The organism is Actinoplanes sp. URMC 104 (genome assembly GCF_051386375.1).
In the GTDB taxonomy this organism is placed as follows: domain Bacteria; phylum Actinomycetota; class Actinomycetes; order Mycobacteriales; family Micromonosporaceae; genus Actinoplanes.
On sequence record NZ_JBPQTO010000011.1, the window covers coordinates 2,526,571 to 2,550,897 of the forward strand.

General features: G+C 71.8%; 27 protein-coding genes and 1 tRNA gene. 12 read left to right on the forward strand and 16 right to left on the reverse strand.

The genetic code is table 11. The annotated features are described in order from the left end of the window. Position 1: 1 nt before the first annotated feature. From ACSNN8_RS37500 to ACSNN8_RS37520, 5 genes are all read right to left on the reverse strand, one after another. Entirely contained in the window at positions 2-1,093 is a 1,092-nt protein-coding gene (locus tag ACSNN8_RS37500) for a bifunctional RNase H/acid phosphatase (protein WP_436654926.1), read from the reverse strand. Continuing rightward, the gene (locus ACSNN8_RS37505; protein WP_436654928.1) at positions 1,090-1,824 is read right to left on the reverse strand and encodes a zinc ribbon domain-containing protein; all 735 of its coding nucleotides are present in this window, start codon (positions 1,822-1,824) and stop codon (positions 1,090-1,092) included. The genes ACSNN8_RS37500 and ACSNN8_RS37505 overlap by 4 nt, the downstream gene beginning before the upstream one ends. Beyond that, positions 1,821-2,642, reverse strand: a complete 822-nt coding sequence (locus ACSNN8_RS37510; protein WP_436655583.1) for a Nif3-like dinuclear metal center hexameric protein — start codon at positions 2,640-2,642, stop codon at positions 1,821-1,823. Before ACSNN8_RS37510 ends, ACSNN8_RS37505 begins: the two co-directional genes overlap by 4 nt. A gap of 97 nt (positions 2,643-2,739) precedes the next feature. Further along, on the reverse strand, positions 2,740-3,324 hold the full coding sequence (locus ACSNN8_RS37515; protein WP_436654930.1) for a flavoprotein: 585 nt from the start codon (positions 3,322-3,324) through the stop codon (positions 2,740-2,742). A 12-nt stretch (positions 3,325-3,336) separates the two neighbouring features. Beyond that, positions 3,337-4,572 carry a helix-turn-helix domain-containing protein gene (locus ACSNN8_RS37520; protein ID WP_436654932.1) on the reverse strand — a complete coding sequence of 412 codons (1,236 nt, stop codon included), beginning with the start codon at positions 4,570-4,572 and terminating at the stop codon, positions 3,337-3,339. A 240-nt stretch (positions 4,573-4,812) separates the two neighbouring features. Here ACSNN8_RS37520 and ACSNN8_RS37525 point away from each other — a divergent pair, with 240 nt between their 5' ends. Then, positions 4,813-5,493 (forward strand): bifunctional DNA primase/polymerase, encoded by a 681-nt coding sequence (locus ACSNN8_RS37525; protein WP_436654934.1) that lies wholly within the window; start codon positions 4,813-4,815, stop codon positions 5,491-5,493. A 66-nt stretch (positions 5,494-5,559) separates the two neighbouring features. On the opposite strand, the gene ACSNN8_RS37530 is transcribed toward ACSNN8_RS37525, so the two are convergent. Continuing rightward, positions 5,560-6,144: a helix-turn-helix domain-containing protein gene (locus ACSNN8_RS37530; RefSeq protein ID WP_436654936.1), complete on the reverse strand. Its 585-nt coding sequence runs from the start codon at positions 6,142-6,144 to the stop codon at positions 5,560-5,562. Between the two features lie 46 nt (positions 6,145-6,190). Between ACSNN8_RS37530 and ACSNN8_RS37535 the strand changes: the two genes are divergently transcribed. Then, a complete protein-coding gene (locus ACSNN8_RS37535) occupies positions 6,191-7,027 on the forward strand; it encodes an NAD(P)/FAD-dependent oxidoreductase (protein WP_436654938.1) in 837 nt (278 codons plus the stop codon). Here the strand turns inward: ACSNN8_RS37535 and ACSNN8_RS37540 are convergent. Beyond that, complete coding sequence (locus ACSNN8_RS37540; RefSeq protein ID WP_436654940.1) at positions 6,987-7,847, reverse strand: hypothetical protein; 861 nt, start codon at positions 7,845-7,847, stop codon at positions 6,987-6,989. The two genes, ACSNN8_RS37535 and ACSNN8_RS37540, sit on opposite strands and share 41 nt — an antisense overlap. Before the next feature lie 169 nt (positions 7,848-8,016). Further along, positions 8,017-8,310 carry a barstar family protein gene (locus tag ACSNN8_RS37545; protein WP_436654942.1) on the reverse strand — a complete coding sequence of 98 codons (294 nt, stop codon included), beginning with the start codon at positions 8,308-8,310 and terminating at the stop codon, positions 8,017-8,019. Between the two features lie 100 nt (positions 8,311-8,410). On the opposite strand from ACSNN8_RS37545, the gene ACSNN8_RS37550 reads away from it, so the two are divergent. The 3 genes from ACSNN8_RS37550 to ACSNN8_RS37560 all read left to right on the forward strand — a co-directional run bounded on the left by ACSNN8_RS37550 (position 8,411) and on the right by ACSNN8_RS37560 (position 10,401). Beyond that, positions 8,411-8,920 (forward strand): DUF402 domain-containing protein, encoded by a 510-nt coding sequence (locus ACSNN8_RS37550; protein WP_436654944.1) that lies wholly within the window; start codon positions 8,411-8,413, stop codon positions 8,918-8,920. A gap of 10 nt (positions 8,921-8,930) precedes the next feature. Next, positions 8,931-9,560: a maleylpyruvate isomerase family mycothiol-dependent enzyme gene (locus ACSNN8_RS37555; RefSeq protein ID WP_436654946.1), complete on the forward strand. Its 630-nt coding sequence runs from the start codon at positions 8,931-8,933 to the stop codon at positions 9,558-9,560. Between the two features lie 301 nt (positions 9,561-9,861). After that, entirely contained in the window at positions 9,862-10,401 is a 540-nt protein-coding gene (locus ACSNN8_RS37560) for a hypothetical protein (RefSeq protein WP_436654948.1), read from the forward strand. A gap of 48 nt (positions 10,402-10,449) precedes the next feature. On the opposite strand, the gene ACSNN8_RS37565 is transcribed toward ACSNN8_RS37560, so the two are convergent. Further along, positions 10,450-11,421 (reverse strand): zinc metalloprotease, encoded by a 972-nt coding sequence (locus ACSNN8_RS37565; protein ID WP_436654950.1) that lies wholly within the window; start codon positions 11,419-11,421, stop codon positions 10,450-10,452. Positions 11,422-11,618: 197 nt separating this feature from the next. Next, positions 11,619-11,927 carry a hypothetical protein gene (locus ACSNN8_RS37570; RefSeq protein WP_436654952.1) on the reverse strand — a complete coding sequence of 103 codons (309 nt, stop codon included), beginning with the start codon at positions 11,925-11,927 and terminating at the stop codon, positions 11,619-11,621. 168 nt (positions 11,928-12,095) lie between these two features. On the opposite strand from ACSNN8_RS37570, the gene ACSNN8_RS37575 reads away from it, so the two are divergent. Both ACSNN8_RS37575 and ACSNN8_RS37580 read left to right on the forward strand, forming a co-directional pair. Further along, positions 12,096-12,767, forward strand: coding sequence for a hypothetical protein (locus ACSNN8_RS37575; protein WP_436654954.1), 672 nt, complete (start codon positions 12,096-12,098; stop codon positions 12,765-12,767). Beyond that, complete coding sequence (locus ACSNN8_RS37580) at positions 12,764-12,919, forward strand: hypothetical protein (protein WP_436654956.1); 156 nt, start codon at positions 12,764-12,766, stop codon at positions 12,917-12,919. The genes ACSNN8_RS37575 and ACSNN8_RS37580 overlap by 4 nt, the downstream gene beginning before the upstream one ends. Before the next feature lie 283 nt (positions 12,920-13,202). Here the strand turns inward: ACSNN8_RS37580 and ACSNN8_RS37585 are convergent, their stop codons facing one another. Continuing rightward, positions 13,203-13,661 carry a MarR family winged helix-turn-helix transcriptional regulator gene (locus tag ACSNN8_RS37585; protein ID WP_436654958.1) on the reverse strand — a complete coding sequence of 153 codons (459 nt, stop codon included), beginning with the start codon at positions 13,659-13,661 and terminating at the stop codon, positions 13,203-13,205. A gap of 85 nt (positions 13,662-13,746) precedes the next feature. On the opposite strand from ACSNN8_RS37585, the gene ACSNN8_RS37590 reads away from it, so the two are divergent. Beyond that, positions 13,747-14,460, forward strand: a complete 714-nt coding sequence (locus ACSNN8_RS37590) for an SDR family NAD(P)-dependent oxidoreductase (protein WP_436654960.1) — start codon at positions 13,747-13,749, stop codon at positions 14,458-14,460. Beyond that, positions 14,457-15,299, forward strand: a complete 843-nt coding sequence (locus tag ACSNN8_RS37595; protein WP_436654962.1) for an NmrA family NAD(P)-binding protein — start codon at positions 14,457-14,459, stop codon at positions 15,297-15,299. Before ACSNN8_RS37590 ends, ACSNN8_RS37595 begins: the two co-directional genes overlap by 4 nt. 112 nt (positions 15,300-15,411) lie before the next feature. Here ACSNN8_RS37595 and ACSNN8_RS37600 read toward each other — a convergent pair whose 3' ends face one another. After that, positions 15,412-16,044 (reverse strand): TetR family transcriptional regulator, encoded by a 633-nt coding sequence (locus ACSNN8_RS37600; protein WP_436654964.1) that lies wholly within the window; start codon positions 16,042-16,044, stop codon positions 15,412-15,414. Positions 16,045-16,136: 92 nt separating this feature from the next. Between ACSNN8_RS37600 and ACSNN8_RS37605 the strand changes: the two genes are divergently transcribed. Further along, the gene (locus tag ACSNN8_RS37605) at positions 16,137-16,994 is read left to right on the forward strand and encodes an enoyl-CoA hydratase/isomerase family protein (protein WP_436654966.1); all 858 of its coding nucleotides are present in this window, start codon (positions 16,137-16,139) and stop codon (positions 16,992-16,994) included. Between the two features lie 528 nt (positions 16,995-17,522). On the opposite strand, the gene ACSNN8_RS37610 is transcribed toward ACSNN8_RS37605, so the two are convergent. The 4 genes from ACSNN8_RS37610 to ACSNN8_RS37625 all read right to left on the reverse strand — a co-directional run bounded on the left by ACSNN8_RS37610 (position 17,523) and on the right by ACSNN8_RS37625 (position 20,970). Next, a tRNA-Val gene (locus ACSNN8_RS37610) sits at positions 17,523-17,597 on the reverse strand. Positions 17,598-17,635: 38 nt separating this feature from the next. Next, complete coding sequence (locus ACSNN8_RS37615) at positions 17,636-18,100, reverse strand: peroxiredoxin (protein WP_436654968.1); 465 nt, start codon at positions 18,098-18,100, stop codon at positions 17,636-17,638. A gap of 67 nt (positions 18,101-18,167) precedes the next feature. Next, a complete protein-coding gene (locus tag ACSNN8_RS37620; protein ID WP_436654970.1) occupies positions 18,168-18,599 on the reverse strand; it encodes a DUF3052 domain-containing protein in 432 nt (143 codons plus the stop codon). 100 nt (positions 18,600-18,699) lie between these two features. Continuing rightward, entirely contained in the window at positions 18,700-20,970 is a 2,271-nt protein-coding gene (locus ACSNN8_RS37625; protein ID WP_436654972.1) for a thiamine pyrophosphate-dependent enzyme, read from the reverse strand. Between the two features lie 32 nt (positions 20,971-21,002). Here ACSNN8_RS37625 and ACSNN8_RS37630 point away from each other — a divergent pair, with 32 nt between their 5' ends. Further along, positions 21,003-21,407: a YjbQ family protein gene (locus ACSNN8_RS37630; RefSeq protein WP_436654974.1), complete on the forward strand. Its 405-nt coding sequence runs from the start codon at positions 21,003-21,005 to the stop codon at positions 21,405-21,407. Between the two features lie 155 nt (positions 21,408-21,562). Further along, a complete protein-coding gene (aceE, locus tag ACSNN8_RS37635) occupies positions 21,563-24,301 on the forward strand; it encodes a pyruvate dehydrogenase (acetyl-transferring), homodimeric type (RefSeq protein WP_436654976.1) in 2,739 nt (912 codons plus the stop codon). Positions 24,302-24,327 lie beyond the last annotated feature (26 nt).

Below are 24,327 nucleotides of genomic sequence, written 5' to 3' on the forward strand. Positions count from 1 at the left end.
GTCAGCGCAAATGTGCGGTTTCGTTGACGGAGCGCACGGCGATGTTGCCGTCCGGCCACACATCCATGGTGGACACGCCGGCCGCGTCGAGGAACAGCCGGTGCAGGAACGCATCGGAGGCCGCCAGCGCATCGCGCAGAATCAGCTTGATGGGCGAGACGTGCGAAACCACCACAACAACCCCACCGGCGTACGTCTGCAGGATCGTCGCCATCGCGCCCCGGACCCGCTTCGCGGCCGCCTGGAACGATTCACCGCCGGGCGGCGCGACGCTCGTGGAGTCGAGCCACGCGGCCATCTCGCTCGGCCAGCCCTTCTGCACCTCGGCGAAGGTCAGCCCCTCCCATCGCCCGAAGTCGACCTCGATCAGGTCGTCGACGACGGTGACCGGCACGCCGCCCACCTCGGCGGAGATGTGCTCGGCGGTACGCACGCAGCGGCTCAGCGGCGAGCTCACGATCGCCGTGACGTCGCGGGCCAGGCCGGCCACCCGCCCGCCGGCGGCCATGGCCTGCGCCTCGCCCTGGTCGGAGAGCGGCACGTCGCCGCGGCCCGAGTAGCGGCCCTGCTGGGTCAGCGCGGTCTCGCCGTGCCGCACCAGGATGAGCCGGGTCGCGTTGTCGAGCGAGGGCGGCGCCCACGATCTCGGGGCCGGCGCCGGCTGCTCGGCGGGCACATCGGCGACGGGCTTGCCGGCCGCCTCGTCCATCGCGCGGTTCGCGAGCGCGTCGGCCGCCCGGTTGCGCTCGCGCGGGATCCACTCGAAGCTCACCCGGGCGAACCGGGTCACGAGCTGGGCGGCCTCGGCGGCGAGCGGGCGCAGGCCGGCGTTCTTGATCTGCCAGCGGCCGGACATCTGCTCGACCACGAGCTTGGAGTCCATCCGCACGTCGACCTCGGTGGCGCCCAGCTCGGCGGCCGCCTTGAGCCCCTCGATCAGCCCGGTGTACTCGGCGACGTTGTTGGTGGTGACGCCGAGCGCGCCCTGCCGTTCCAGCAGCACCTCGCCGCCGGCGTCGCGCACCACCGAGCCGTACCCGGCCGGGCCGGGGTTCCCCCGCGAGCCGCCGTCGGCCTCGACGGTGACTCTCATAGCCCCGATTCCTTGGTGCGGACCATGATCCGGCGGCACTCCTCGCAGCGGACCACGTCGTCGGGCTCGGCGGCCTTGACCCGGGCCAGGTCGGCGCCGTAGAGCTCGATGCGGCAGCCCCCGCAGCGCCCCGCCTGGAACAGCGCCGCGCCCAGACCCGAGTCGAGCCGGATCTTGTCGTAGAGCGCGACCAGGTCGGCGGGCAGGTCGGCGGCGAGCGGACCCCGGGACGCGGTCTTGAACTCCTGCTCCTTGGCGATCTCCGCGTACGCCTCGTCGCGCCGGCGCTCGGCGGCCGTGCGCCGCTCGTTCGCCGCGTCGAGCCGCTGCTGCACCTCGGCCAGCGTCGCCTCGGCGGTCTCCTTCTGCTCCATCAGCTCGAGCTCGGCGTCCTCCAGCTCGGTCTGCCGGCGGTTGAGGGTCGCGAGCTCGTGCTGCAGGCCTTCGATCTCGCGCAGCGCCCCGCCCGCGTCGAGCCGCTTCTGGTCGCGGTCCTTGCGGACGCGCACCTGCTCGATGTCCTTCTCGAGGCGGCTGATGTCCCGGTCGAGGTCGTCGACGGCGACCTGGGCGCGCACGCGCTCGTCCTCCAGCGCGGAGAGCTCCCGCGCCACGGCGTCGATCTCGGCGAGTTCGGGCAGCGACTTGCGCCGGTGGGCGAGCTGGGCGAGGGCGGTGTCGACGGCTTGCAGGTCGAGCAAGCGGCGCTGGGCTTCCGGCGAGGCCTTCACGACAGGGGCTCCTTCTCCTCGGGTACGTCCCTGGCGTGCACCGTCCAGGGGTCGGTGTCCACGTCGGACACGGTGACGTCGGCGCCGAACTCCTCGCGCAGCCAGGCCGCGACGTCGTCGAGCCACGGGCGCTCGGTCGCCCAGTGCGCGGCGTCGAGCAGGGCGGGACCGTCCGCGGCGAGGTGCTCGCTCGCGGGGTGGTGGCGAAGATCGGCACAGAGGTACGCGTCGACGCCCGCCCGGGTCGCGTCGGCGAGGAACGAGTCGCCCGCGCCGCCGCAGACGGCCACGGTACGCACCACGCGCGAGGGGTCGCCGGCCGCGCGGATCCCGGCCGTGGTGGCGGGCAGCCGGGTCGCCGCGAACCCGGTGAACTCGGCCAGGTCCATCGGCTCGGCGAGCTCGCCGATGCGCCCGATGCCGCGGCCCTCACCGGCGGCGGCGCCCGAGGCGGGCACGAGCGGGCGCAGGTCGCGCAGGCCGAGCCGGGCCGCGAGCGCGTCGGACACGCCCGGGTTGGCCACGTCGGCGTTCGTGTGGGCGCAGTAGAGCCCGACGTCGCTGCGGATCAGCCGGTGGATGATCCGGCCCTTGTACGTGTCGGGGGCGATCGAGGAGACCGGCTTGAGCAGCAGCGGGTGGTGGGCCACGATCAGGTCGGCGCGCTCGGCGAGCGCCTGGTCGACGGTCTCGGGGACGCAGTCGACGACGCACAGGATCCGCCGGACCGGGTGCTCGAAGTCGCCCAGCACCAGCCCGACCCGGTCCCACTGCTCCGCCCAGTCGCGCGGGTAACGCCGGTCGAGGGCGTTGACCACGTCGAGGACGCTCGGGGCTGCGGCGGTGTCGGTCACGGCCGCCAACTCTATCGGGCCGCGTGGCGCCGGAACGCCCAGACGGCCCGTCGGGGCCGCCCTACGCCGGCTCCACCTGGCTGCTGCTGCTCATCGTCACCGGGTTGCTGACCGCCTGCAGGGCCCGCCGCCACGGGAACTGGCTGCGGAAACGGTCGGTCTGGCCGGGAGCGCCGAGCCGGCAGACGTCCTCGCCGTAGAGCACGTGCACACCCCAGTCGCGCAGCTTGGCCAGGCTTTCGTGCAGCGCCGGGTGCAGGGCCATGACCTTGTTCGTGTACGGGACGACGGCCGTCGGCACGCCGTACCCGTAACCCTCGACCAGCAGGCCGAGCACGAGCGTGTCGGTGATCCCGGCGGCCCACTTGTTCACGGTGTTGACCGTGGCCGGCGCGACGATCATCGCGTCCGCCTCGGGCAGCACGTCGGGGTCGCCGGGGCTCTTGTAATACGTGCGCACCGGATGGCCGGTCTGCGCCTGCAGCGCGGGCACGTCGACGAACTTCCGGCCGTCCGGAGTCGTGATCACGCAGACGTCCCAGCCCTCCTGCTGAGCGAGGCTGACCAGAACACCGACGTCGCGAGCCATGGGCGAGCCGCAGACCAGGACGTAGAGCACGCCCGGCGCGGGGTTACCGATCGTCACGGGCCGAACACCTCATACGCCGACTCCCATCTGCTCGGCCAGCTCCGCGATGGGAGCCGGCGGAGTGCCCCGCGTCCGGCGGAGCACGTCGGAAAGAACCTCGTGCGCGAGCGGGCGGCAGCGGATCTCGGACGGGGCGAGCCGGTCGCCCTCGAGCAGCATCTCGCTGGCCTTCTCGATGTTGCCGATCTGGGTGTAGCCCCGGGCGATGTCCAGGTAGTGGTGCGCCCGCCGTTCCGGCAGCAATGCGTTGAAGCCGACCACGTCGATCTTCTCGTGCGTCTCGACCGCGGCCCTGCCGTCGCCCAGCTCGACCGCGGCGGCGCAGCGGTGCAGCTGCACGTTGGTCGGGCCGAAGCTGGTCCAGTAGTGGTTGAAGTCGCCGCCGAGCTCGAGCGACGCCTGCTCGGCGCCGCACAGCAGGTCGCGCACGGTCGCGCTGTCGCCGATGCGTGCCGCCGCCATCGCGCCGTTGAGCAGCAGCATGCCGTACACCGAAAGCCGCTGGCCGCGGTGTTCCGGCTCCTGCGAGTAGGTCGGCGCCAGCCGGTTCGCGATGTTGACGTTTACCTCGAGCGAGGGCCGCACCCGGCCCAGCGCCAGCAGCGCGCTGCCCACCCGGAAGCTGGCCAGCCCGGCCAGCAGCTGGTCGCCGGCCCGCTGCGAGACGGCGATCGAGCGGTCGGCCGCCAGCCACGACAGCTCGTGCTCGCCGACCTTGCGCAGCGCGGACGAGGCGATCTGATAGACCTGGCCCAGCAGGTGGGCGGCCTCCTTGGCCTCGGCGCCCGTCGCGTACGCGCTGTCGGCCGCCTGCGCGTCGCGCAGCAGCTTGGGCAGCGTGCGGGCCAGCACCCCGTACTTGGCGTGCTGGTAGGTCAGCCACGCGTGGCTGACCGCCTTGCGCATCTCGGCCAGCGGCGGCGAGTGCGGCACCGCCTGGAAGAACGCGCTCATCTGGTCGTAGCGCTCCAGGGCGGCCCGGATCTCTTCGACCTCGACCTGGTCGATGCAGTTCTGCGTCTCCGGTCGTCGTTCCACGTCCTTGCCCAGCAGCAGCTGGACGTCGACCTGGAGAACGTCGGCGATCTCGTAGACGACGGAGAACTTGTCGAGCCGGCGGACCCCCCGCTCCACCTTGTCGACCCAGCTCTTGGATTTACCCAGCCGGTCGGCAAAGACCTGTTGGGACATTTTGCGTCGGCCGCGCCAATAGGCGACGCGGCGGCCGATGGGCAGCTCGTCCACGGTGCCTCCCCCAGCTCCCCGGCGACCCCCGCCGGCGAGCCCTTGTGTCGTCTGCAGTCTGAACCCCCCACGTCCGCGCACGTCGCACAACGTGTGTGATCGCCTGCTCACCGATGCTCGTAGTTTTTCGTGCAACTTGCAAAGGGTGGATCTGCCGGAACCAACGAGGTGTGTCGCGCTTGGATACGGCGTCTCGGGCTGTTATAGCTCCGGCCCACCTAGATCGGGGGTTATCGAGCCATGCAGTGGACCGGCCATCGACCGTTCGTACCGCCGCCGCCTCTCGATCGGCTGCGCCTGCGCCGGGCCGCGCTGCGGTACGCCAGGCACGGGTGGGCGGTCACGCCGGGCGCGCGCCTGACCCGCCACCGCTTTGCCTGCGGGCGTCCGGACTGCTCGATCATGGCGTGCCACCCCACGCTCGAGTCGTGGGAGGACAGCGCGAGCACCGACCCCGCCGACGTGCACGCGTGGTGGCGCCGCGAGCCGCACACCGTCCTGCTGGTGACGGGCCGCCGCTTCGACGTGCTCGAGGTGCCCGCCGCTCTCGGCCTGCGCGTGCTCGGCCGGGCGCGGCTCCACACCGGACTGTTCGGCGTGGCAGGCGCGGACGCGCGCGGGCCGGTGGCGGTGACCGCGGCGGGCCGGTGGATGTTCCTGGTGCAACCGGGCACGCCGCTGCGGCCGGAGCTCGATCACCGGCTCGACGTCGTGCGGCACGGGGCCGGATCGTGGATCCCCGCCGCGCCCAGCCGGATGGCCGAGGGGCCCGTGCGCTGGGCCGTGCCGCCCGAGGAGACGCAGTGGCGGCTGCCCGGCGCCGCGGTGGTGCAGGGGCTGCTGACCGACGCTCTCGGCACGGTCCGAGGGCCCCGGCTCAGAGTTCCGCGGCAGTTGTCCACCGCCCGGCGCGGCGGATGACCGCACCTGGTCGCTCCCCATATCGAGTGACAACCGTAGCCGTACGGGACAAGCCGGTCGAGTCCCTCACGAGGGTGAACCTTTCGGGCGGGCCCGCACGTGGATGCGGGCGCCCTGCGCGTCGAAGATCGTCAGGAACTCGACCGGCCCGCCCTGCGCGCTGCCGAACCAGTGCGGCACCCGGGTGTCGAACTCGGCGGCCTCGCCCGGCGGCAGCACGAGGTCGTGCTCGCCCAGCACCAGCCGCAGCCGGCCGCTGAGCACGTAGAGCCACTCGTACCCCTCGTGGGTCTTCGGCTCCGGCTCCTGGCGGGCGCCGGCCGGGATGAGGTGCTTGAACGCCTGCGGGCCGCCCGGGTTGCGGGTCAGCGGCAGGATCGTCTGCCCGAACCGCTGCAGCGGCCGCGCGTACACCCGGGGGTCTCCGGTCGGCGGCGCGCCGACCAGCTCGTCGAGCGGCACCCGGTAGGCGCGGGCCAGCGGCAGCAGCAGCTCGAGCGTGGCCCTGCGCTGCCCGGACTCCAGGCGCGACAGCGTGCTCACCGAGATGCCCGTGGTGTCGGCCAGCGCGGTCAGCGTGATGCCCGCGTCGCGGCGCAGCGCCCGCAACCTCGGACCGACCTCGCGCAGCACGTCGTCGTTTGCCGTCATGGCAAAAAAGTTTCCCTCTTCCGGCCACACCTCGCACCATGGGCGCATGACTTACGACGTGGTGGTGATCGGGGGCGGACCGGCCGGGCTCAGCGGCGCGGTGGCCCTGGGACGGGCGTTGCGCTCGGTGCTGGTGATCGACTCCGGCGAGGGCCGGAACGCGCCCGCGGAGGGCATCCACAACTTCCTGACCCGCGACGGGATGAGCCCCGCCGAGTTCCGGGCCGCGGGCCGGGCCGAGGTGCAGCGGTACGGCGGCGAGGTGATCGACGGCGAGGTGGTCTCGGCGCGGCCCGGCTTCGAGGTGACCCTCGCCGACGGCAGCGTGCACCGGTCGCGCCGGCTGCTGGTGACCGCGGGCGTCACCGACCGGCTGCCCGAGGTGCCGGGGCTGGCCGAGCGCTGGGGACGCACGGTGCTGCACTGTCCCTATTGCCACGGCTACGAGGCGCGGGGCCGGGCCATCGGGGTGATCGGCACGCCCGGCGAGCAGATGACCGCCGACAAGCTGCGGCTGTGGGGACAGTGGAGCCCCGACGTGCGGCTGCTGCCGGTGGGCGACATCGCCGAGGTGGTGGACCAGGGCGTACGGATGACCGACGGCACGCTGGTGGAACGGGACTACCTCGTGGTCACCACGCGGATCGAGGCGCGCGCCGGCTTCCTCGCCGAGCTGGGGCTCAAGGCCGTCGAGCACCCGATGGGCATCGGCACCTACGTGCCCGCCACCGACCCGAGCGGGCGCACCGAGGTGCCCGGCGTCTGGGTGGCCGGCAACGTGGCCGACCCCATGTCCCAGGTGATCAGCGCCGCCGCGGCCGGGCTCACGGCGGGCGCGATGATCAACTTTGACCTGCTGCCGCCAGCTCCCGATAAGCAGTGATCACGGCGGCCGTACGGTCGGCGAGCTCGGGGCCGGCCTCGGCCACCGGGGCGCCCTGCCCGTGGGCCAGGCCGGTCAGCACGAGCTCCGCCTGACGCGCGGTCTCGCCGATCTGCCGCTCCCGCAGGAACGCCTCGCCGGCGAGCGCCGTCCGGTCCAGGCTGCGCAGGATCCGGTTGACCTGCGCGCCGGCCTCACGCCACAGCTCGCCGGCCCGGTCACGCTGCTCGGCCAGCGCCAGCACGGCCGGGCTGTCGGCCGGGACGCCCTGGTCGCGTACGCCCTCGAGCTCGGACCGCAGGCGGCGCAGCTCCTGGCGGCGCTCGAGCAGCCCGCCCAGGTCCTCGAGGGCGCGGGCCAGCGAGCGGTCGGCCAGGTCGGGGTCGATCATGTCGGGCAGCCCGGGCCAGGTGCGCCGGATGCGACGCGAGACGCCGACGGCACGCCGCAGCACCGCCCTTTCCTCGGGTGCCACGATCGTGCGAGCGCCCTCGCCGGTGGGCGTCTCGAAGGAGGCCTCCTGCGCGGCCCGGGACCGCCTGCGCCAGACGGTCGCAACGGTTGCGACCGAGGCGCCGAACGGCAGCCACCAGGGCACGCCGGCGGCGAACAGGACGGCGGAGACGAAGATCAGTGAGAGGGCCAGACGGGCGGTGGAGGTCAGCCGGGCCGGCAGGCTCGCGCCGCTCGGCGCCACCGGGACGACCTCGGTGACGGAGCCGGAGCGGTGCCGGGTGGCGCGGCCGGTGCGCAGCTTCAGGGCGTACGGGGCCATGACCGTCTTGCCGGCGTCCATGCCGATGTGCAGTTCCGCCGGCATGAGCCCTCCGCAGTGCGTTCCTGGTGCCTTCGGCAGGGCGGGCCCGATCGCCGGGGGGATGCCGACCGGGGCCCGCCCGCCGGCGGGATCTCCCGCCGGCACCAGGAGGAATCGGTGATCGCGCGGCCTGGTTGAGCAAGCGCCGGGTGCGAACGGGGTGCCGGCGGTTTCAATCCAGGACGCGGAAGACGAAGCGGTCGTGCCAGGTCCGGCCCGCGTCGGCCGCCTCGATCCGCTCGAGCGCCGCGACCAGGGCGTCGAACGCCGCGCGGCCCAGCGCCATCCGGAGGGAGGGGGCGGAGATCCAGATCAGCTCCACCGGCCGCGGGTCGCCGGCGGCCAGCCGCTCCCGCAACGACGACAGACCGGGCCGGTACGCCGGGCCGTAGCCGAACGCCCCCGCGAGGCGCCGGTGCAGGTCGGCCTCGTCCAGCACGAACCGGCCGTCGATGACCACCCTCACCGGTTCTCCCCTTTCCCGCCGTTGCCAACGAGCGACGGGCCGCCTGTGATCCGGCCCCCACCGGCACGTCGCCCGAAGGGGATCGATGTAGCCTCGCGGCGTGGATGCGGTCGACCTGGTGCTGCGCAAGTACGACGGGCGGCCGCACCGGCAGGTGACGGCCCGGCTGCTCGGCGAGGACAAGTACGGCACCTGGCTGTCCACCCCGCGCGGCACCGTCGTCCGCTATCACTACGGACGCCGCCGCACGGGCCGCACCGGAGCCGATGCCGTACGGCTGCTGCCCGCCGGCAAGTGGTGGATGGCGATGTTCGTGGCCGCGCCGGCCCTGCGCGAGGCGTACTGCGACGTGATCACCCCGCCGCGGTGGACCGGGCCGGCCGAGATCACCGTGGTCGACCTCGACATCGACGTGGTGCGCTACCGCCGCGACCGGCGCGTCGAGGTGGAGGACGAGGACGAGTTCGAGCAGCACCGGCACTCGCTGGGCTATCCGCCGGAGATCGTCGAGGGCGCGCTCGGCGGCGCGGCCGAGGTGCGCGCGGCGCTGACCCGCGACGACGAGCCGTTCGCCACCCATTACCGCAGCTGGCTCGCCCGGGTCTCGTAAGGTGACCTCCATGCTGGACGTGCGGGCCGCGATAGCCGGAGAGCGCCACCGGGTGGCCGACCTGGTCGAGTCGCTGAGCCCCGCGCAGCTCGACACGCCCAGCCTCTGCGGCGCGTGGACCGTGCGCCAGGTCGCCGGGCACCTGGTGGCGGCGGTCGCGGCACCCGCCCGGCAGACCGTCTCGGCGCTGCTCCGCAGTGGACTGCGCATCCACCGGGCCAACGCGCTGCTCGCCGTCGAGATCGCCCGGCAGCCCCCCGCCGCGCTGGCCGACGCGCTGCGGCGCAACACCACCAACCCGTTCGAGCCGCCGATCGTCGGCCGTCCCGGCCAGCTCACCGACCTGCAGGTGCACGGGCAGGACATGCGGCGCCCGCTCGGGCTGCCGCACGGGCTGTCCCTCGATCACGTGCGCCTGTCGCTGGACTTCCTCACCGGCGGGCGGGCGGTCGGCTTCACACCCCGCAAGCGGCTGGCCGGGCTGCGCCTGGAGGCCACCGACCTGGGCTGGTCGCACGGCGCCGGCGCGCTGCTCTCGGGCCCGGCCGAGGCCCTGATGATGGCCCTGACCGGCCGGCGCACGGTGCTGGGCGAGCTCGACGGCCCGGGCGTACGCGTCCTGGCCGCCCGCCTCCGCTGATCCTCACCCGGCTCCCCCTGCCGCCCTCCTCTTGATCGCCCCCCTTTGATCACTGTCTGCCGCCGGCCTTGATCGCCCGCCGCCCTTCTCTTGATCGCCGCCTGCCCGCTCCTGCGATCACTGTCTGCCGTCGGCCTTGATCGCCTCTCCCTTGATCACCCCTGCCGCGCCCCCTTGATCACTGCCTGCCGCCGGCCTCCATCCCCCGGCCGCGCCGCCCTTGATCGCCGCCTGGCGCTGCCTGCCGCCGCCCGCCCGGCGCCGCCGAAAACTGTCGGAGGGTAGCCCTAAGGTCACCGCCATGAATGACACCGCCCTCCAGTCGTCCCCCATCACCCTCGACCGTCGCCTCGTCCTCGGCGAGATCGACTACCAGGTCACCGCCTTCCCCACCGACGACCGCCGCATCGAGCTCTGCATCGTGAGCAGCGACGGCGACGGCCACGTCGTCAGCGAGATCAGCGGCGGCATCTCCCCGGCCGACCTGCCCGCCCTCACCGACGTGCTCACCTCGACCCTGGCCGGGCTCATCGCGATGACCCAGCCGCCCCCGGTCCCGGCGCCCGCCGGTCCTCCTCCCGACCGCCGCGACCGCCACCCCAACCAGGGCGCCCGCTGGAGCCCGGCCGACGACGAGCTGCTCGTCGCGCGTTACCGGGCCGGGGCGCGCCCGCGCGACCTGATGGCCGAGTTCGGGCGCAGCAACGGCGGCATCCGCGCCCGCCTGGAATACCTGGGCGAGCTCGCTCCCGGCGGCCGGTGGCGGCCCCCGGGCGGCACACCCGCCGACGGCCCGCCCGCCGATCCCGCTCCCCCGGCGGCTTCCGAGCCGACCGGCTGAGACGGCGCGGGGCCGGGCGCCTCCCGTGCGCCCGGCCCCTCCCGCCGATCAGGCCTCGTTGCCCGCCGGCGCGCTGGTCGCCGGCGCGCGGCCGGCCGCCGTCATCAGGCCCTGGCGCGGACCCGCCAGGCACGCCTCGACCCGGAGGATCTGCCCGTGGGTGAACATGAACATCGCCACGTCGTCGGTGTAGTCCATGTAGTTCATGAACATGTCGCCGTTCGGCCCGTTGTTGCAGGTGATCGACGGGAAGGCCGGCGTGCCGAAGTTCTGGCCCGCCTGGTTGGGCGTGTCCGAGACGAAATCGGTGCCGCTGCAGCCCGTCCCGTCGTCCCCGCCGATGTGGAACAGGTTGAGCCAGTGGCCGATCTCGTGGGTCGTGGTCCGCCCGCGGTCGAAGGGCGCCTTCGCCGTGCCGATCGTGCCGAAACCGGTATAGGTGATCACCACGCCGTCGGTCGAGGGCGGCCCGCCGGGGAACTGCGCATAGCCGAGCAGCCCGCCGGAGAGCTGACACACCCAGATGTTGAGGTAGCGGTCGGCGGGCCAGGCGTCCGCGCCGCCGCGGGCGGTGAACTTCACCGCGTCGTCGTCGGAGAAGGCGCGCACGTCCGTCCGCCGCCGGGTGACGCCGGTGGTGGGGTTGCCGTCCGGGTCGACGGTCGCCCGGTGGAACTCGAGACGCGCGTCGGCGACCAGTCCCTGCCACACCGGCGGCACGTGCTTGACGTCGGCGTTCGTGGCCCGGAAGTCGTCGTTGAGCACGGCGATCTGCGTGTCGATCTGCTCGTCCGAGACGTTCTGCTCGTCGTTCTGGTGGACGATGTGGACGACCACCGGGATGTGCACCACCTCGGTGCGGGTCGGCTGCTGCTCGCCGGTGGCGAAGGCGAAGGCGAGGTTCTCGATCGACGCGCGGTTCAGCCGGTAGTTGAGGCTTTCGTTGAGCAGCCGGCGGTGCACGTCCTCCGTGCCGCAGCGGCGCCGTGCCGGTGTCCCGACGATGTCGGCGGTGTCCATCGATCCTCATCCCCTCGTGTGGTTGCCGTTCCTGCCCTTGTCGTTTCTGTCCTTGCCGGTCGCGCCCCGCCGATCGCGCCCGCCTGTCGTGCACGCTCCTGGTCGTGCCCGCTGCGGGTCGTGCCCGCTGCGGGTCGTGCCCGCTGCGGGTCGTGCCCGCTGCGGGTCGTGCCCGCCGTTTGTCCGGCGGTCGTGTGTCACTTCCGGATCTTCAGCACCTGGTCGTCGTGCGCGACGATGTGCAGCAACCGGCTGCCGGCTCCCGCCTGCACGCGAAGGGCGTCGCCCTCGGCGAGCTCCCAGCTGCCCTGCTGCGGCACCGCCCGGTCGGCCGGCCCCGCCGCGTACTCGACGTAGCCACCCCCGGGCCGGAACTCGAGGCTGGGCCGCGCCCTGCGGCTGGGCGGGAACGGATAGCCGCCGGGCCGATAGACGGCGTGCTCGTCGGTGTCCTCCTCGAAGGACCGGAACCAGCGCCGGTAAAGATCCGGCTGAATCTCGGACATCCCCGTGACCGCCCATGCAGGTGCGGAGTTCCCGGCTCGTGGCCGGTGCTTGCAGGACGCCAGAGTGGCAGCACAGTCGCTGGTGAATCCGCCTTCGGTCCGTGATCCGACATGACCCGAACGCTTCGGCTGTTGACCCTTGTCGTCGGCCGCTCGCAGGCTCACACCATGAACTGGAACAAGCGCATCCCACGGCGCTTGGCCGTGATAGACGCCTACCGCTTTCCCGCAGCCGCGCGCCACCGGGTCGCCACGACGTACGGCACGCTGACCGCCGCCGACCTCGACCGCGTCGAGGCCGCCACCCGCCAGTGGTTCCGTCTGGCGGTCCGCCACCCGCGGGCCAAGCTGACCATGCCCTCGCTGATAGCCGGCGCCCTGTGGCAGGAGCTGGCCCGGCAGACCGGCGAGTACGACACGTTCTGCACCGGCGCCTTCGGGCGCCCCTTCCCCGCCCCCGCGGCCGTCGTGCTCACCGGAGGGTCGGGCGCCGCTTCCGGCGGACCGCCCGACGCGTCCCCCGGCCACCTGGCCGAGACGTTGCGTCTGGCCCAGCAGGACGAGCAGTGCGGCCCCACGACGTTGCCCCTGCTGTTCCTCGTCGACCAGCAGCTGAGCATCCCCGGCGGCTACCGCTACCTGGCCGACTGCGGCGGCCGCGGCACCTGCTACGAGTTGCCCGGCGCGCTCTGCCTGCACCACCTGAAGGGGACCGGCAGATCGCTGCGCCGCGGCCGCTACGGCCCACCCGGCGGCGACCTGTCGGCCGGCGGCACCATGACCGGCGGCTGCGCGTCCGGCGGCTGCGGCGCAGGCGGCTGCGGAGGCGGAGGCCCGTGACCGGCGGCTCGCTGCTGTCGGACGGGATCACCGACGTCGTCGCAGGCGACCGGCTCGGCTCGTTGTGGCCGGCCTTCGGCGTCGGCGCCTTGACGGCGCTGCTGTCACCGGTCATGTCTGCGATGCCGGACGAGACCGCCGCGGCGGTGTGACGCCGGCGGGGTCAGCCGGCGGCCTGTTCGCCGTCGAGCACAGGTTCCCCGCCGGTGGTGTGGGACGACTCGTCGGAGGCAGGAAAGCGACTAGCTGGGACACCTCAAGGGGCTCTGCCATCGGCCTTTGCGACACGTCGGCGTCGAGGCACTGCCTCGCAACCTACTTCCGCAGCTAGCGCGAGTGGATCTGCAGCGGGTCGCACTTCCTCGGCTCGAGCGGCCACTGTGGCCGCGTCGTGCGCTGTGAGCCGGGGGCCGCACAGTGATGGTCTGGTCGAGGTCAGGCCGGCTGCGCCGGGTGGCTGGTAAGGATCTTCTCGAGCAGCATCGTCAGCTGTTGCCGTTCGTCCGGGTCAAGTGCGGCGAGCAGGCGGTTCTGTACGTCCAGGGCGAGCGAGTGCAGTTCTTGGAGACGCTGCAGCCCTGCCTCGGTGGCGGCGACGATGTTGCGGCGGCGGTCTGCCGGATCGGTTCGTCGTTCGATGTGCCCGTGATCTTCGAGGCGCGTCACGATGGCGTTGACGTTGTTGCGGTCCAGTCCCAGCCGGCGACCTATCTCGGCTTGACTGAGGTTGCCGTACTCCTGCAGGGCGGCGAGGACCGCGAAATCGGATCGTGCCTCCAGCGGCATGCGGGTGGCGGTGAAGCGGGCCCCGAGTGTTGAGACGCGCCCCGTCTGCCAGCTTGCCAGGTTGCGGAGCAGGGCTGGTGCCCCGACGTCGGCTCCGTGGTCGGTCATGAGCTCATCTTAACGATCTGTTGGCGGGACCAACAGTGCGTGATACGTTGGTTCCAACAACGTTGGTCCGACCAAGGAGTTTGTGATGCCGAAGGCAACTCGACGAGTACTCATCCCCGGCGGTAGCGGCGCGGTAGGCGAGGGCGCGGTACGGGCATATCTGGCAGCCGGCGCCGACGTAGTCGTTCCGACCCGTACCGAGCAGCGTGCGGACGAATTCCGCCAACTGCTCGGAGACGCGGCGACCGACCATCTGCACCTGATCGCCCACGACTATTCGACGTTCGATGGGGCGGAGTCGCTCGCCGCCACCATGCAGGACCGGCTCGGTGGCATCGACGACGTGGTGGCGCCCATCGGCGGCTGGTGGGCCGGTAAGCAGCTCTGGGAGATCGGCGAAGCCGACTGGAACACCGCTTTCGCCGGACTGGCAACGACCCACATGGCGATCGCTCGTGCCGTCATGCCGCGACTGAGCGGGCACGGCTCGTACGCCATCGTCGTGGGCGAGTCCGCGTTTTACCCCGTGCCCGGTAGCGGGCTCGTCAGCATGGAGCAAGCCGCGGTCCTGATGATGCAGAAAGTTCTCGCCGCGGAGGCCGGCGACAGCCGGCGAGTCCACGCGTTCGTGCTCGGCCCGGTACGCACCCGCGTGGTGCCGGGCGAACCGACCTGGGTCAGCGCCGACCAGATCGGCGCCGTGGCGGTCGCACTCTCGAACATGCCGGGTGAAGCGAACCGCGAGGTTCTGCTGCGCACGAGTGCTGAGGCCGAGCAGATCCTGGCGGCGCTGGCATGATCCTCGTTACGACAGCCGGCAAAGTCGGGGCGGAAGCGGCTCGATTGCTTGCCCGGCGCATGGAGCCGGTACGCCTCCTGGTCCGCAACCCGCAGAAGGCGACGGCGTCGACGCAGCCCGGAGTGGAGCTCGTCCTCGGCGACCTGAACGCTCGCGAGACCATCGATGCAGCGATGCAGGGCGTCTCCGGTGTCATCCTTGTCAGCCCGGCCGATCCGGCTCACGAGATCGACGTCATCGACAGTGCCGTCCGCGCCGGCGTTTCCCACATCGTGAAGGTCACCAGCAAGGCGTCGGCGGACTCACCCATCGCCCGTCGGCGGGATCAGGCCGCGATCGAGGACAGGCTGATCGCTTCCGGGCTTGGGCACACCCTCCTGAGGAACAACGCGTACATGCAGAATTTCCTGATGCTGGCTCCCGCCATCAGGAAGACCAGCAGTTTCGGCTCCGCCGCCGGAGACGGGCGCATCGGCATGATCGACAGCCGCGACGTCGCTGCCGTCGCCGCCGAGATCGCCGCCTCCCCCGCATCACATACCGGCAAGACCTACTGGCCGAGCGGACCGGCCGGCCTCACCTACGCGGAGGCAGCCGAGGAACTGTCCAAAGCACTCGGCAGAACGATCGACTACCGCCCTCTCAGCTTCGAGGAACAGAAACAGGACATGATCGACGCCGGCCTCCCGGCACACATAGCGCAGATGAACACCCAGGCCGTCAGCCTCTTCGCCCGAGGCGATTCCGACTGGGTGACCGACGACGTGCCCTCGATCCTCGGGCGGCCGGCAGGGACCTTTCGCCAATTCGTCATGGATCACTCGGCGGTCTTCGCCTGAGGCCGCCAAAGCCACAGGCAACGGCACGGACGTGACAGAGGACAGGATGCGCCTGGCTCGTACGGATCCGGGCGGTGTGAGCCCTTAATCCGAACCCGGTCGGTAAAGGTTTTCAGGCCGAGCTCTCACCATGGGGGCGGTCGTCATCCTGGGCACCCGGGTGGATCGGGGCCAGGGCTGCGAACGTGAGATCGGTCAGGGCGCCAAGATTGTCGCGCCCGTTGTTGTCGACCCAGCTGTCGAAGGCAACCATCAGGCATCCCAGCGCCGCCATGGCACGGGTGCGCAGTGCCAGGGGTGACGGGGCGTCGGCGCCGGAACGATCGGCCAGGCGGTCGGCCAGCGCGGGCCGCCAGCTCGCTTGCTTCTCGTGCAGTCGCCCCCAGAGTGCCGGCGTGTTCCACACCAGGCGCAGCAGCGCCAGGCCTTCGCCCGGGTCGCGGGTGAGTAGTGCGACAGCCGGGTCGACGGCCCGCCGCAGCGCCGTCCATTCGTCCTCGTTGGCGGGGCGGGATGCCAGGGCGGCGGACATGGCGTCGCCCAGAGGGTCGAACACGAACAGGACGACATCTTCCTTGTTCCCGAAGTACCGCAGGAAGGTACTCCGGGAGACGCCGGCCGCGGTCGCCAGGTCGTCGAAGGTGACGTTGTCGAACCCGGCTTCGTAGAAGCGGGGCAGAGCGATGCTCGCCAGCTCGCCCCGCACCGCGGCGCGCCCGATGGCGCGAGTACTCAGGCCTGTCATGCGCCCAGGATACGGAGACGAAGCCCACTTGCAGCTCTGCGCTTGAGAACCTAACGTGATACTCAGTTCCAGATATGCAAAGGAGCGTCACAATGACGTATGAACTCCCCGGCCTCCACGTCGCCGTTGCCGACGGCGTCGCCACCGTGACCCTCGACAACCCGCCGCTGAACCTGTCCGACGGCACCCTGCTGCCGTCTCTGCGCCGCTTCGTCGCCCAGGTGCGCGACGACGCCGACGTGCGGGTCATCGTGTTCGACAGCGCCGACCCGGACTTCTTCATCACCCATGGCGACATGCGCTTCGTCACCGATCCGGACGTGCTGGCCGCCGCGGGCGCCGCCACCATGGCCGCCAACCCCGGCGCCGAGTTCCCGCCGGAGCTCAACCTCATGCAGGTCGTGCACGAGGAGGTGCGCTCACTTCCGCAGATCACGATCGGCAAGCTCACCGGCCTGGTCCGCGGCGGCGGCAACGAGTTCCTGATGGCCCTCGACATGCGGTTCGCCGCGATCGGCCAAGCAGGCCAGTCCCAGCCCGAGGTACTGCTGGGCATCATGGCCGGCGGGGGCGGCACCCAGTACATGACATCGCTGATCGGGCGCGCCCGAGCCCTGGAACTGCTTCTCGGCGCGCAGCTCGTCGACGCCGAACTCGCCGAACGGTACGGACTGGTCAACCGCGCCCTGCCGGCGGACGAGATCGACGCCTTCGTCGACTCCCTGGCCCGGCGCATCGGCGCCCTCCGCCCGGAAATCATCGCCGCGGTCAAGACCTCCGTCAACGCCGCCGCCATCCCGATCACCCGGGAAAAGCTCGCCGTCGAGAACGAGATGCTCACCCCGCTGTTCAGCGCAGACGCCGCCGCGCTCGCGCACAAGCTGCTCGCCGCCGGCATGCAGACCCGCGAGGGCGAACGCAACCTCGAAGCCCTCCTCGCCCAGTTCTGATCCCCGGCCGGGTCGAGCCGATCGCCGCGGGCGGCGAATTCGTCGAACAGAGCCCGCTCCTGCCCCGACAGAGGCCCGGCGATGTCGAGCGGCCTCCGCGTCACTTCCTGCGAGAAGTGGTCGGCAACCTGCGCGCCGACCGTCGTCAGGCCGATGAGGACGGCGCGGCGGTCGTGCGGCGAAGCGGTGCGCTGTAGTAACTGCCGGCGACCACCCGCCAAGCCCTGGACGGTGCCGAACGGGTGCTGCTGCTCGGCGCCGGCCCCGTCGGCCTCGAACTGGCCGGCGAGATCGCCCACCGCTGACCCGGAAAGCAGGTCACCGACGACGACATCCTCGGTGGACGCTGTTCTCCCGAACTGCGCTGCGCGAGCAGCTGCAGAAGCAGCAGCGCAGCGTGCGGCTGCAGCTCCGCGCTGGCTGGATTTCGCAGAGGCAGTGACCGGCCGGCGTCCAGCGCTTCAATCGAACCGGTGACCCGAGCGTCCGTCTCGAGCTGCGTAGACGACCCGTTACCGCTGGTCAGGATGGTGGGCGCGGTAGGTTTCGAACCTACGACCCCTCGCTTGTAAGGCGAGTGCTCTCCCACTGAGCTACGCGCCCGGCACGGCGTACGGCCGGAGTGGTCATCGTACCCGGCGTCAGGCGGGCAGGTCGGCCAGGGCCGTGCGCCAGGCCTTCTGGTCGCGGGACTCGCCGGGGCCGATCATCTCGGCGAAGCGGATGACGCCGTCGCGGTCGATGAGGAACGTGCCGCGGTTGGCCATGCCGCCCTGGTCGTGGAAGACGCCGTACGCCTGGGCGACCGCCCCGTGCGGCCAGAAGTCGGCCAGCAGCGGGAAGTCGAAGCCCTCCTGCACGGCCCACACCTTGTGGCTGTAGACGGAGTCGACGCTGACCGCCAGCACCTGCACGGCGTCGTTCTGGTAGTCGGGCAGGTTGTCCCGGATCTCGGTGAGCTCGCCCCGGCAGGTGCCGGTGAAGGTGAAGGGGTAGAAGACCAGCAGCACCGCCTTGCGGCCGCGGAAGTCGGCCAGGCGTACGGGCTGGTTGTTCTGGTCTTTGAGGGCGAAATCGGGCGCGGAGGCACCGACGGCGAGCGGCATGGGGACAACCCTAACCGGGCCGGCGCCCGAGGAACGGGACGCCGGTCAGCAGCGGGGAGACAGTGAGCTACTTCTTCTTGGCGCCCCTGGGGGAGACCAGCCGGGCGCCGGTCCAGTCCTTGCCCGCGTTCACCGTCGAGGTCTGCTGCAGGCCCGCCGTGGGGGCGGACTCGCTGATCTCGCTCGGTTCGACGTGGCCGTCCCGGCCGGCCTTGGGGGTCAGCAGCCACACCACGCCGTTGTCGGCGAGGGGGCCCAGGGCGTCGGTGAGAATCTCGAACAGATCACCGTCACCGTCGCGGTACCACAACAGCACCGCGTCGACGACCTCGTCGGTGTCCTCGTCGACCAACTCGCCGACGCGTTCGGTCAGGGCGTCACGGAGGTCCTCGTCGACGTCGTCGTCGAAGCCCATCTCCATGACCACCATGTTCGGCTCGAAGCCGAACCGGTCCGCCAGGCTGCGTACGCCGTCGGCCTGACCAGCGGTCGCGCTCACTGTCTAAGTCCTCCTAGCCGTCGAAACACCTTGAAAACCTGGGGGTAGTCCACACACTCAGGGCCCTCAAGCGCAAGTGGCGCACCGAGTGTGTGGCAATTTACCGTGCCAGCAGGGCGTGGGCACCCTGTGTGATGGCATCCTCCCCCACGAGCACATGCTGTGCTGCCGGACCCAGCGGAATCAGCGAATCGGCCGACGCGATCCGCCGCGCCGCGCCCACGAAACCGCCGTCCACCAGGGCCGCGAGCACGCCCTCGCCGACGCCGCCGGAGCGCCGGGTCTCGTCCACGATGAGCACGCGGCCGGTGGCGGCGGCCTCGCGGACGAGATCGTTCACCGGCAGCGGCGAGAGCCAGCGCAGGTCCACCACGCGGGATCCGTACCCCTGCTCGGCGAGCCGGGCGGCGACGCGCAGCGACATCCGCAGCCCGTTGCCGTACGTGATGATCGTCAGGTCGGCGGCGTTGCCGAGCGGATAGGTGCGGGCGCGGCCGATCGGCACGTGCTCGGTCGCCCACGCGCCCGGCCCGGCGTACGGGGCCAGCCACTCGTTGTCGCCCTGCTCGTAGAGGTCGCGGGTGTGGTAGAGCGCGATCGGCTCGAGGAACACGCAGACGCTGCCGTCGGCGGCCGCGGAGGCCAGGCAGGAGCGCAGCATGGGGGCGGCGTCGCCGGGGCGGCTGGGCACGGCCAGCACCAGGCCGGGGATGTCGCGCAGCACGGCCACCGAGTTGTCGTTGTGGAAGTGACCGCCGAACGCCTGCTGGTAGGCGAGCCCGGCCACCCGCACGACCATGGGGTTCTTGTAGGCCCCCGAGGAGAAGAACGACAGCGTGGCCGCCTCGCCCCGCAGCTGGTCCTCGGCGTTGTGCAGGTAGGCGAGGTACTGGATCTCGGGCACCGGCAGCAGCCCGTCGAGCCCGGCGCCCAGCGCGAGCCCGAGGATGCTCGTCTCGTCGAGCAGGGTGTCGAAGACCCGCTGATCGCCGAAGCGCTCCTGGAGGTGCTTGGTGACGCCGTAGACGCCGCCCTTGCGGCCCACGTCCTCGCCGAAGACCAGCACGCCGGGGTGGTAGGCCAGCGCGTCGGTAAGCGTCGCGTTGATGGTCTGGGCGAGCGTGAGCGGCCCGGACTGCTCGGGCAGCTTGCCGCCGAACGCTCGGGAGCGGGCCGCGGCGCCGGGGCCGAGCGCCCGGGAGGCCACGTCGGTGATCGCGTGGGCGGCGCGCAGCGGCCGGCGCGGCGCGAGCGGCGCGACGATCTCGGCCACGTTCGCCAGCTTGGGCTCGCCGAGCACCTCCTCGGCCACCTTGCGGACCTGCCAGCCGACCTCGTCGTAGCGGCCGACGACCTCCTCGGCCCCGAGCAGCCCGGCCTCGACCAGCAGCCGGGCCGTGCCGACGAGCGGGTCGCGGGCCAGGTCGCGGGCGATCTCGTCGGCGGAGCGGTAGGCGACCTCGGCGTCCGCGCCGGCGTGCCCCATGAGCCGCACGGTGGACAGGTGCAGCACGGCCGGCCGGCGCTCGCGGCGCACGTAGCCGACGGCCTCGGTGGCGGCGTCGTAGGTGGCGGCGAGGTCGCACCCGTCGGCCGCGCTGTAGTGCAGGCCGGGACGCGAGCCCAGCATCGCCTCCAGCCACCCGCCGGGCGTGGGCACGCTGATGCCCAGCCCGTTGTCCTCGCAGATCAGGAGCAACGGCAGCGGTACGCCGCTGTGCTCGAACCAGCCCGCCGCGTTGAGCGCCGCCGTGGCCGCCGCGTGGTTGGCCGAGGCGTCGCCGAAGGAGGCCACCGCGACGGCGTCCCGCGGCCACCGGGCGCCCGGGTGCGGCCGTGCCAGCGAGAAGGCCAGCCCGACCGCCCGGGGCAGGTGCGAGGCCACCGTGGAGGTGGTCGGGACGATGTTCGCCTCGGCGCTGCCGAACACCTTGTGGCGGCCGCCGGCGATCGGCTCGCGGGCCGAGGCGACCACGCCGCGCAGCACGTCGCGGGCGGCGTCGGGCAGGCTCTTGGCGCGGGCGCAGAAGAACGCCGCGGACCGGTAGTGCAGCAGCGCGGGGTCGGTGGGCAGCAGCGCGGCGGCCACGGCCGCGTTCCCCTCGTGGCCGGACGATCCGATGGTGTAGAAGCCCTCGTTGAAGCTGCGCAGCCAGCGGGCCGCCAGGTCGAGGTGGCGGCTGGCCAGCTGGGCGTCGAACAGCTCGAGGGCCCGCTCGCCGGTGAGCGAGGAGCCGTCCCGTACGGGGTCACCAGGCGCGCGACGGGCGCCCGGGGGCGGCAGCGAGGAGACCGCGTCCCTGAAGCGCTCGTCGAGGTTCTGCGGGGTGGTCACCCGACCAGCATTGCCCACCGAGGCGAGCCCCGCCATGCCGGGACGAGGCCACCTGGCAGACTCGGATCATGCGTACCGAAGTGATCACGGTCCGGACCGGCTCGCGGCCCGTGGTGCGGGACATCACGCGCGAGGCGGAGCGGTTCGTCGAGTCCGAAGGGGACGGGCTGCTGCACGTCTTCGTGCCGCACGCGACGGCCGGCCTGGCGATCATCGAGACCGGCGCGGGCTCGGACGACGACCTGCTGGCCGCGATCGACCAGCTCCTGCCCGCCGAGGACCGGTGGCGGCACCGGCACGGCTCGAAGGGGCACGGACGCGACCACGTCCTGCCGGCCTGGATCCCGCCGTACGCGTCGCTGCCCGTCGTCGGCGGCCGGATCGCCCTCGGCACCTGGCAGTCGATCTGCCTGGTGGACAGCAACGGCGACAACCCGGAGCGCCAGGTACGGTTCAGCTTTCTGCCCGGCTGAGGACACCAACAAGTTACTGCTCAGTACGTGTGGCACGGATCGCCAACCCGGACGGTAGGCGTGACGATGCACACGGCGAAGGGGCAGGATGGAGCCATATCCGAGCGACTCACACAATGGGCCGCCCGGTCCGACACCGACCAAGAGGAATGCCTGTGGCCACGGAGCGCAAGCGCCCGGTGATCAGCGACGGCCTGCCGAGCCAGCTTCCGGACATCGACCCCGAGGAAACGAACGAGTGGGTCGAGTCGCTCGACGGAGTCATCGACGAACGCGGCGCCAAGAGAGCCCGCTACGTTATGTTGCGCCTGCTCGAGCGGGCCCGGGAGCGACAGGTCGGCGTCCCGCCCCTGACCTCCACCGACTACATCAACACGATCCCGCCCGAGCAGGAGCCCTGGTTCCCCGGCGACGAGTTCGTGGAGCGGCGCATCCGCGCCTACATCCGGTGGAACGCGGCCATGCTGGTGCACCGCGCGCAGCGGCCCGAGATCGGCGTCGGCGGCCACATCTCGACGTACGCGTCGAGCGCCAGCCTCTACGAGGTCGGCATGAACCACTTCTTCCGCGGCAAGGACCACCCGGGCGGCGGCGACCACATCTTCTACCAGGGGCACGCGTCCCCGGGCATGTACGCGCGGGCCTACCTCGAGGGCCGGCTCACCACCGACCAGCTCGACGGTTTCCGGCAGGAGCTGTCGCACCCGGGCGGCGGCCTGCCGTCGTACCCGCACCCGCGTCTGATGCCGAACTTCTGGGAGTTCCCGACGGTCAGCATGGGCCTGGGCCCGCTGAACGCGATCTACCAGGCGCGCTACAACCGCTACCTGCACAACCGCGGCATCAAGGACACCAGCCAGCAGCACGTCTGGGCGTTCCTGGGCGACGGCGAGATGGACGAGGTCGAGTCGCTCGGCGCGATCGGCCTGGCCGCCCGCGAGGAGCTCGACAACCTCACCTTCGTCATCAACTGCAACCTGCAGCGGCTCGACGGCCCGGTGCGCGGCAACGGCAAGGTCATCCAGGAGCTCGAGGCGTTCTTCCGCGGCGCTGGCTGGAACGTCATCAAGGTCGTCTGGGGCCGCGAGTGGGACCCGCTGCTGGCCGCGGACACCGACGGCGCGCTGGTCAACCTCATGAACGTCACGCCCGACGGCGATTACCAGACCTACAAGGGCGAGTCCGGGGCGTACGTCCGGGAGAACTTCTTCGGCCGGGACCCGCGCACCCGCAAGCTCGTCGAGCACATGTCCGACGACGAGGTCTGGAACCTCAAGCGCGGCGGTCACGACTACAAGAAGCTGTACGCGGCGTACAAGGCGGCCATGGAGCACACCGGCCAGCCGACCGTGATCCTCGCCAAGACGATCAAGGGCTGGACGCTGGGCTCGCACTTCGAGGCCCGCAACGCGACCCACCAGATGAAGAAGCTGACGCTGGACGACCTCAAGGGCTTCCGCGACCGGCTCTACCTCGACATCAGCGACAAGCAGCTCGAGGAGAACCCGTACCTCCCGCCGTACTACCACCCCGGCGAGAAGTCCGACGAGATGCAGTACATGCTCGAGCGCCGCCGCGAGCTGGGCGGCTCCATCCCGAGCCGGCGCACCAAGGGCAAGGTGCTGCAGATCCCGGACTCGAAGGCGTTCGGCGACGTCAAGCGCGGCAGCGGCAAGCAGAAGGTCGCCACCACGATGGCGTTCGTCCGGCTGCTCAAGGACCTCATGAAGGACAAGGAGTTCGGCGCGCGCTGGGTGCCGATCATCCCGGACGAGGCCCGCACGTTCGGCATGGACTCGCTGTTCCCGACCAAGAAGATCTACTCGCCGCACGGCCAGACCTACACGTCGGTCGACCGCGAGCTGTTCCTGTCGTACAAGGAGGCGACCAACGGCCAGATCCTGCACGAGGGGATCAACGAGGCCGGGTCGACCGCGAGCTTCATCGCCGCCGGCACGTCGTACGCCACCCACGACGAGCCGATGATCCCGCTCTACATCTTCTACTCGATGTTCGGGTTCCAGCGCACGGCCGACGAGCTGTGGGCGGCGGCCGACCAGATGACCCGCGGCTTCCTGCTGGGCGCGACCGCCGGGCGCACCACGCTCAACGGCGAGGGCCTGCAGCACGAGGACGGGCACTCGCTGCTGATCGCGGCGACGAACCCGGCCGTCGTGGCCTACGACCCGGCGTACGCGTTCGAGATCGCGCACATCGTCGAGGACGGCCTGCACCGCATGTACGGCGAGAAGCAGGAGAACGTCTTCTACTACCTCACCGTCTACAACGAGCCGGCCGCGCAGCCCGCCGAGCCCGCCGACCTCGACCGGGAGGGCCTGCTCAAGGGCATCTACCGGTACGCGGCGGCGCCGGAGGTGGACGGCCCGAAGGCGCAGCTGCTGGCGTCGGGCACCGGCATGGCGTGGGCCATGAAGGCGCAGACGCTGCTGGCGCAGGACTGGGGCGTCGCCGCCGACGTCTGGTCGGTCACCTCGTGGACCGAGCTGCGCCGCGACGCGGTCGAGGCCGAGGAGCACAACCTGCTGCACGTCGGCGACCAGCCCCGCAAGCCCTACATCCAGCAGAAGCTGGAGGGCACCGAGGGCCCGGTCGTGGCGGTCAGCGACTGGATGCGGGCCGTACCCGACCTGATCTCGCGCTGGGTGCCGAACGACTACACCTCGCTGGGCACCGACGGGTTCGGCATGAGCGACACCCGGCACGCGCTGCGGCGCCACTTCCACGTGGACGCCGAGTCGGTGGTCGTCGCGACGCTGCGCCGGCTGGCGCTCAGCGGCAAGGTGCCGGGGCACGTGCCGGCCGAGGCTGCGAAGAAGTACGCGATCGACGACGTCAGCGCCGCCCCGGTCGGCGAGACCGGCGGCGACAGCTGACGCTCGCCCGCACCGCCCGGACAGCG